The sequence below is a fragment of the SAR86 cluster bacterium genome (genome assembly GCA_029268615.1).
Taxonomy (GTDB): domain Bacteria; phylum Pseudomonadota; class Gammaproteobacteria; order Magnimaribacterales; family Magnimaribacteraceae; genus JAQWNM01.
In genome coordinates this window covers 138065-145721 of sequence record JAQWNM010000001.1, presented here as the reverse complement: position 1 = coordinate 145721, position 7657 = coordinate 138065, and the positions used below count along the sequence as shown (strand labels likewise).

6 protein-coding genes and 2 rRNA genes are annotated in these 7657 nt (G+C 34.6%); 5 read left to right on the top strand and 3 right to left on the bottom strand.

The features are described 5' to 3' along the window. A 23S ribosomal RNA gene (locus tag P8J93_00685) occupies nt 1-363 on the top strand; the annotation flags it as partial. Nucleotides 364-421: 58 nt separating this feature from the next. After that, nucleotides 422-535 (top strand): 5S ribosomal RNA (gene rrf / locus P8J93_00680). A 20-nt stretch (nt 536-555) separates the two neighbouring features. Here rrf and P8J93_00675 read toward each other — a convergent pair. Next, nucleotides 556-1383, bottom strand: coding sequence for a hypothetical protein (locus P8J93_00675; protein ID MDG2060318.1), 828 nt, complete (start codon nt 1381-1383; stop codon nt 556-558). A gap of 82 nt (nt 1384-1465) precedes the next feature. On the opposite strand from P8J93_00675, the gene P8J93_00670 reads away from it, so the two are divergent. The 3 genes from P8J93_00670 to P8J93_00660 all read left to right on the top strand — a co-directional run bounded on the left by P8J93_00670 (nt 1466) and on the right by P8J93_00660 (nt 5061). Continuing rightward, nucleotides 1466-3550, top strand: coding sequence for a S8 family serine peptidase (locus P8J93_00670; GenBank protein MDG2060317.1), 2085 nt, complete (start codon nt 1466-1468; stop codon nt 3548-3550). Nucleotides 3551-3654: 104 nt separating this feature from the next. After that, nucleotides 3655-3891, top strand: coding sequence for a hypothetical protein (locus P8J93_00665; GenBank protein ID MDG2060316.1), 237 nt, complete (start codon nt 3655-3657; stop codon nt 3889-3891). A 9-nt stretch (nt 3892-3900) separates the two neighbouring features. Further along, complete coding sequence (locus tag P8J93_00660; protein MDG2060315.1) at nt 3901-5061, top strand: cytochrome P450; 1161 nt, start codon at nt 3901-3903, stop codon at nt 5059-5061. Nucleotides 5062-5066: 5 nt separating this feature from the next. Here P8J93_00660 and P8J93_00655 read toward each other — a convergent pair whose 3' ends face one another. After that, nucleotides 5067-6491, bottom strand: coding sequence for a carotenoid oxygenase family protein (locus P8J93_00655; protein MDG2060314.1), 1425 nt, complete (start codon nt 6489-6491; stop codon nt 5067-5069). 18 nt (nt 6492-6509) lie between these two features. Then, on the bottom strand, nt 6510-7655 hold the full coding sequence (locus P8J93_00650) for a ferritin-like domain-containing protein (protein MDG2060313.1): 1146 nt from the start codon (nt 7653-7655) through the stop codon (nt 6510-6512). Between the last annotated feature and the right edge of the window lie 2 nt (nt 7656-7657).

The following is a 7657-nucleotide window of genomic DNA, read 5'->3' as shown; positions in this document are numbered from 1 at the left end:
AAGGGTATGGCTGTTCGCCATTTAAAGTGGTACGCGAGCTGGGTTTAGAACGTCGTGAGACAGTTCGGTCCCTATCTGCCGTGCGCGTTGGAAAATTGAGAAGAGTTGCTCCTAGTACGAGAGGACCGGAGTGAACGAACCCCTGGTGTTCGGGTTGTCATGCCATTGGCATTGCCCGGTAGCTATGTTCGGAAAGGATAACCGCTGAAAGCATATAAGCGGGAAGCCCCCTTCAAGACTAGTTTTCCCTGGACCTTCGGGTCCTTTAAGAGCCGTTCAAGACTAGGACGTTGATAGGCAGGATGTGTAAGCACTGTAAGGTGTTGAGCTAACCTGTACTAATTGCTCGATCGGCTTGATCATATAACACCAAATAACTTTGTTAGTTAAGTAATATTTAGATTGAATTTATAAGTTTATTCCTGATGAACATAGCAAGTATGAACCACCTGATACCATTCCGAACTCAGAAGTGAAGATGCTTAGCGCCGATGGTAGTATAGTTTAACTATGTGAGAGTAGGACATCGTCAGGATTTTTCTTAAAAGCCCTAGTTTATACTGGGGCTTTTTTTTGCATCATTTTTAATGCTCCTAAGGCAGATGCGTATTCCCCTTTGTCAGGAAAATATACCTCGATGTTTGTAATATTTTCAGCTTGCTTAAAAGCATTTCTTAGAGAGATAAATTGGGATGTTCTTCCCACAATAACTATATCTTTAACTTTAAAACTTATAGACGCAGAAGCCACAATTCTAGTAATTGTTTGACTTACCATATTAATAATACCAGCAGCTATATCCTCCTTTGATATTTCCTTATTTCTTTTACCAATCTTCCCAAAATTAACAGCTGAACTATCCGAGGGAAGTTTACCTATAGGTCCTGTGACTACTTCACTGAGGATTAAATCTGTATTTGTATGATCTCCGTTTTCAGCAAGATGTTGAATCTTGTCAGGATTATCTTCATTAATAATTAACTTAGAGAGTCCAATAATTGTTCCTCCCCCAAGGCCAGTACCAGAACAATGAATATACTTTCCATTATTAGAAAGTACACAAGCAGTTCCAGATCCAGCACTAACAACTATTGCTGGCTTATTAAGTTTACTCAACTCCATTCCTCCTGCTCCAATAGCTTCAATTTCATTGACATGAAAAATTGGTATATTAGAAACTTGGTTACTTAATTTCTGATGATGACCGCCAGTAACGGCTATTCCTTGAATTGTAGATTCCGAAGTACCCATTTCGCTTATTAAATCTATTATAAATTGATCATTAGGTATACCATCGCTAGGGACGACAGCATGAATTAACTTCTTTTCTTTATCTAAAAGAATATCAGTATTGGTAATTCCAAAATCAATTGAGATATACATTTAATATTTAACAAAAGAGTGTTAATAAGATGTAAGTATAGATATAAACTATATCTAGTAACAGATAATAAATTATTCTCTTATGTTAAAAATTATAATTAATATTGTTATCTTTATAGGATTAATATCCTGTGGAGGTGGTGGAAGTAGTGGATCAAATCAAGTCTCTCCAACAGTATCTAATTCCATCCCAACATCAAATTCATCTGATCAATCAATTGCAGGTTCTACAACTGTAGATTTTGATGCTGAGAAATTGTTAATTGAGCAAAGCACTGAATATAAAAATCAATATGGTTTATCTCTAATAAAAACTTCATCTGCTTATGCAAGAGGAGCTTCAGGGAAAGGTGCCCTTGTAGGAGTTATGGATACTGGAGTTGATTATTTTCATCAAGAATTGGATGGTATTAATAAATTTAAAAAAATATATACAACTTATGATGAAGATTCGCCGCCTTCAATAGACGAAAAAAGACATGGTACCCATGTAACAGCTATCATTTCAGGAGAAAAAGATAACAAGGGTATGCATGGAGTTGCATTTGATGCCGAGATTCTTTTCATTGAAATAAAACTTGGAACTGCCTCGGAAAATTATGAGCCTGCTGAGATCGATCCTTCCATAGATTATACTGGTTATGACAATTTTCAGTCTTATTATGAAAGTATTTTTATTAGAGATGGAGTGGATGTTGTTAATGGCAGTTTTGGTTTTCAAGGTAATATCACTGATTATAGTGAAGAAAATATAAGATATGCATTCCCTAAGACTATAGAAGTAATGGCTCAACAAAATGTTGCAAATGTTGATAAAACTATATTTGTTTGGTCTGCTGGAAATGCAGGAGCATATGCTGACCAAGGTGTAGATTATTCAAATCCAGAGGTATTTGCTGGTATGGCCTTTATGATAGATGAATTACAGGGACATACTATAGCTGTAGTTTCAGTGGATGAATCAGGAGAAATAAGTTCATTTTCAAGCAGATGTGGCGTTTCTAAAGATTATTGTATGGCTGCACCAGGAAGATCTATTAATAGTGCATACAGTGAGGACCCACCTATAAATAATGAATATAGGCTTTTTAGTGGTACTTCTATGGCAGCTCCGCATGTCACTGGTGGTATAGCCTTATTAGTTGATTTCTTTAAAGATCAAATAGGAGGTTCTGAAATAGTTGATCGCCTATTTAAAACAGCAAATAAATCTGGGATGTACTCCGACTCTTCAATTTATGGTCAGGGCCTTTTAGACCTGGATGCTGCAACCAGACCTGTTGGCCAAATGATGATAGCTACATCCTTATCTCTTTCAAGGGATCTCATACCTAAGTCCACCTCTTTTATAAGTTATACAGGGTTGATCGGTAATAGTTTATTAGAAGCTTCCTTAGGAAAAAGCATAGTTATTTTTGATGAATTAGGAGCTCCTTTTTACATGCCTTTAAATTCAATAATTATAAATAAAAGACCTTCAATTAAATGGCTTAGTTCTTATTATTCAGACCCATTAAGAGCAATAAGAAGTTATAAATATAATGTTTCAGAATATATGCAGTTATCTTTAAGTTATAGAGATAAATTAAACCCAGAGCAAAACCTTGGCCCTATATTGTGGGCTAAGAATTTAAGGAATTTTGATTCTTTTTCTCTTTTTCATAAGTCCGATTATTCAACTTTTTTATTTGCTGGGTATGGTAAAGAGCCTTCTGAATATTTTAGTCATGCTTTAAATGAAAATAACTCTGATTTTGAAGTTTTTTCTTCACCTTATTTACTTTTTGCTTCCAGAGGTTCTTTTCTAGGAGGGGGTTATGGTCTAACTAATTCTTCTTCTTTGAGTGCAGTATTATTTAATGGAAATTCTAAATTAGATGAACATTTCTTTGAAGGACCAGAAACATCGGGTTATATGTTGGAATTTAAAAAAGAATTTCTAAAGTATAATTTTTCCATAGTTCTAGGTTCTATAAAGGAAAAGTCAGGACTTCTAGGGAATTCTTTTTTAGGGGCATTCAGTTCAAAGAATCCAGCATATACTAGGTTTCAAGGGCTTACTGCTTCAAGATTTATCTCCGGTTTTAAAATCATGTCTTCATTTTATCTTGGGTCTACAGACAATAATTTTAATGATTTAAGTTTAATTAAATCAAATGAAATATAGATTCAAATGCTCTATCCTTTGGTATCTATAAAGATGATGCATTTTTACCTAATGATTCTTTTGGGCTTTATTTTTTTCAACCATTATCTATTTACAAAGGTAGTATGATCTTGAATGTTCCTTCAGCTAGAACAAAATATGGAGAAGTAATTTTCGAAGAATTAGAATTTAATTTAGCTTCCAAGAAGAGGCAAAGGACTTTAAAGTTATCTTATCAAGTAGAGAAAGAGACTTATCTTTTTACAAGTAAACTAAATCTTGGCAAAGATTATCAAGCTATTAATAGAAGATCTTCACAAGAAGGTTTCTTTGAAATAGCATTCATTAGAAAGTTAAACTAGAATTTATAGATGAATATTAAATCTGATATAGATCTTTTGAGTGTAAAGGAAATGAATGATCCTTCTATCACTGCAAATAAATTATTGAATAATGACAGAGCTTATTTTTATGATAAATATAATCCTCCATTCTTTATATTTTCTAGATATGATGATGTTAATAACTCTCTTTTAGATTCAGATACTTATCTAGAAGGTCATGGTAATGGCCCAAATTTTCAACCAGCTCAGGGTGTAATATCAGATGCTCCTCATCACACTTATATAAGAAAACTTATACAACATGATTTCTTAGCTAAACAAATACAAAACTTGGAACCTCGTTTACAGGAAATAGTTGAAATGTTGTTAGATAAAGTTACAAAAAAAGAAGTTTGGGATGTGCATGATGACCTATCTTTTCCTCTGCCGGTAATAATCATTTGTGAGATTTTAGGAATTCCTACTGATGACATAGATAAATTTAAAAAATGGGCAGATGCTAGCGTGGCTAACATGTGTTCAGAGGACCCATTGGAGTATGCTGATCAGCTTAATGAAATGAGAGAGTATCTTTTAAAGCAAATTCATAAAAAAAGAAGAAAATCTGATTCAGATTTGTTGTCCTTGATAGCACATGCCAAGCAGGAAGATAAATATCTTTCAGATGATGAAAGTGTAGGTTTGGCGACCCAAATTTTTGTAGCAGGCAATGAAACTACAACATCTTTAATTTCTAATTTAATTTGGAGATTATTAACTATAGACAATTTGTGGAGAGAATTTACAGAAGATAAGATTGACTTAGATGATGCTATAAACGAGAGTTTGCGCTTTGATCCCCCTTTACTAGGTTTATATAAGACTACGTCTCGAGATGTAAACTTAGGAGGGATTATAATACCTGCCAACACTAAGGTAATGATGCATTATGGAGCTGCAAACCGAGACCCAGAGGTTTTTCAGAATCCAAATGAATTTAATGTGCATAGAAAAGGAAAGAAAATATTAACTTTTAGTGTGGGTATTCATGTTTGTATTGGCAGGGAATTAGCAAAGTTAGAAACGAGAGTGACATTAATTGCTCTTCGTAAACGATTCCCCAAGTTAACTCTCGTAAATGAAGGAGAACGAGTAGGACCCTTTATGTTCTGGGGAAGGGCAAAGTTGCCCGTGAAACATCTACTTTGATCAGTTTAATTAGAGAGCCAGTTTCCATGCGCTCCAAACGGAACTCTTTCCGGTAATATAATTTCCGCTATAGCTTTTTTATCAAAATTCTTTGTATCTATGATAACTAATTTAGATTTGTTTAAATCTTTATCATAAACAATAGATAGAACCCAACCTTCATCTTCAGATGATTTATCTGGGTTTGGAGCAAAAGCGGGTTCTCCTCCAACTATATTTTTGCCTAAGTTGTGATCTATTCGTTTATTCTTTTCTAAGTCAAATTTATAGAGATGATTTCCAAAGGTAAGAGAGTTAGCCTTCTCATCAATTTCCATTGTGTAACCATTTTTTGCTTTTAGGCCAATTCTTCTATCATCTACTCTAGCAAAATCACATGATTTATCATCAATTTGCTCTTCTAGGCATGATTCAGATTGAAGATCTATGGTCCATTTCCATAATTTGCCTGTTGTTTCTTCTCCGCCATAAATTTCATTCATTCCTCCAACCATAGCCTTATTCTGTCTACATACATGTAGAATTATTTTATTATCTTCTTCATATGCATTCATGGGGTGAAAAACAAAGCATGGATCTATTTCAATCCATTTTACATCCTTATTAGATCCAGTTCTTGGCATGATACCTAAGCGAGCTCCGCATTCTGGTTTGAATCCAAATGGATCTGAGCCATTAGTGGCTTGTCCAATATCAAAAACTAATGGAAGGTCCATAAAGATCACATAGTTTCTAGTTATGTTCCAGTCATGCATCATAACCGGCCTAGGAATATCTATAGCTTCCGACTGAACTAGTTCCCCTTTTTCTGATACACGATGATAGGTTAAATAAGGTTTAGCCATCATTTGATATCCAAAGAATAATAGTTCCCCTGTTTCGGGGCATATTCTAGGGTGGGCAGTCATGGGCGTATCAAGCTTACCATTGAAGTCATGAACTCCAAGTGTGTCTAAATTTTCATCTACCTCCCAAGGTAAATGGGCTTCTTCAAGAGTTAAAATTTTATTAGCATGTTTTATTACATGGGTATTAGCTGGGGAAGCTTTTAAATCAAAAGACCCTTCCATCATGTCCATATCCTTCTCATAGTAAGGAGTTTTAACATATTTATTTGTATAACTAGCTTCTCCATCTTTAATACTTATTCCGTGTAACATTCCATTACCAAAGAACCAATGATCGCTCCATCCAGAAACTGGATTCATGCCATTTCGAACATACATACCATTTAATTCTTTAGGGATCTCTCCATTTATCTCTAAGTCTCTTACAGTGATTTCTTCTTTTACAGGAGCCCAATTACCTTTCAAATGCCAAGGAGTTTCAGTTACTTCTTTTTTTGACTTTGGCATTGATCGCATTAAACTTGAAAGAATTGGTTTAGGCAGTTTAAATAAAAGTTTTGTAGCTATAGTCTGGATATTCATATCAATATTCTTCTCGAATTAAGAGAGATTATGTAAAACTTTCTTTGTTTCTTTCCATTGTTCTTCAGATTGTTCATCAATTTCTTTTGAACCTTCCAAAGGTGTATTTAATTGAGCCCAATCAATCTCAAAATCACTATCAGCATCAATATAGTTGCTCAGTCCTAGCTTTTCATAAAGAGGCAACATTTCATCAGTTAAGAGACCTATTTTTTTTAGGTTTGGCATTACCCTCGAGAACAGAAGATTCCTAAAAGTAATTTGACCCTCATCTTGGGCTATCATTTCCATAACTTCTTCTTCAGATATTTTAAAGAATCTTGCAGGTAATTCAGTATTAACAAATCTATCTCTCATAACTACACAAGCTTCATATGCAAATTGAGCTCTTTCAGCAAGCTCTTCTTTCGATAAGGTTTGGAAAAAATCTTGTAAATAATTTACACCGAAAGTTACATGTCTAGCTTCATCTCTAATAACGTAGTGCACGAGCTGTCGTAATAATGGACAATTAGAAGTTTCTTTTGTAGTTTGAAAAGCTGCCAGGGCTAATCCTTCAATGCATATTTGCATTCCTATAAATTTAAGATCCCATCTAGGATCTGTAAGAATCTTATCAAGTAAAAACTTAAGGTTCTTATTTATAGGATATTCAATACCTTGGATTTGTTGTAGATATCTTGCAAAGACTTCTACGTGTCTAGCTTCATCAAAAGTTTGAGATGCAGCATAGAGTTTAGCTTGATAGGTCGGAGCACAGGAGACTAGTTGCGAGGCAACGAGAAGAGCGCCTTGTTCTCCATGTAAAAATTGACTTAAAGACCAAGCTGAATCATGTCTCATATACTCTAACTTTTTTTCTTCAGAAAGGTCACCTAAGACGCCTTCCATCCTGTCCATAATCTCAGGTTTAGTGGGAAATTCATCTTTACTTATTCCTTTCGACCAATCTAAATCTATAGATCCACTCCAATTAAGTTCTTTTCCCAGCTCGTATAGTTTCTTTATTCTTGTATCTGCATCCGTATAGTCCCAGTTATAACTTCCCGTGAGGGGTGTTTGGAAGATTTCTACGATATCTTCTAGATGTTCTTTATTGAAGTTTTCAGGGAGATCAAATGCTCTTGGACCTGCAGGCGGTTGGCTTATTTTAGTTATTTTCATCT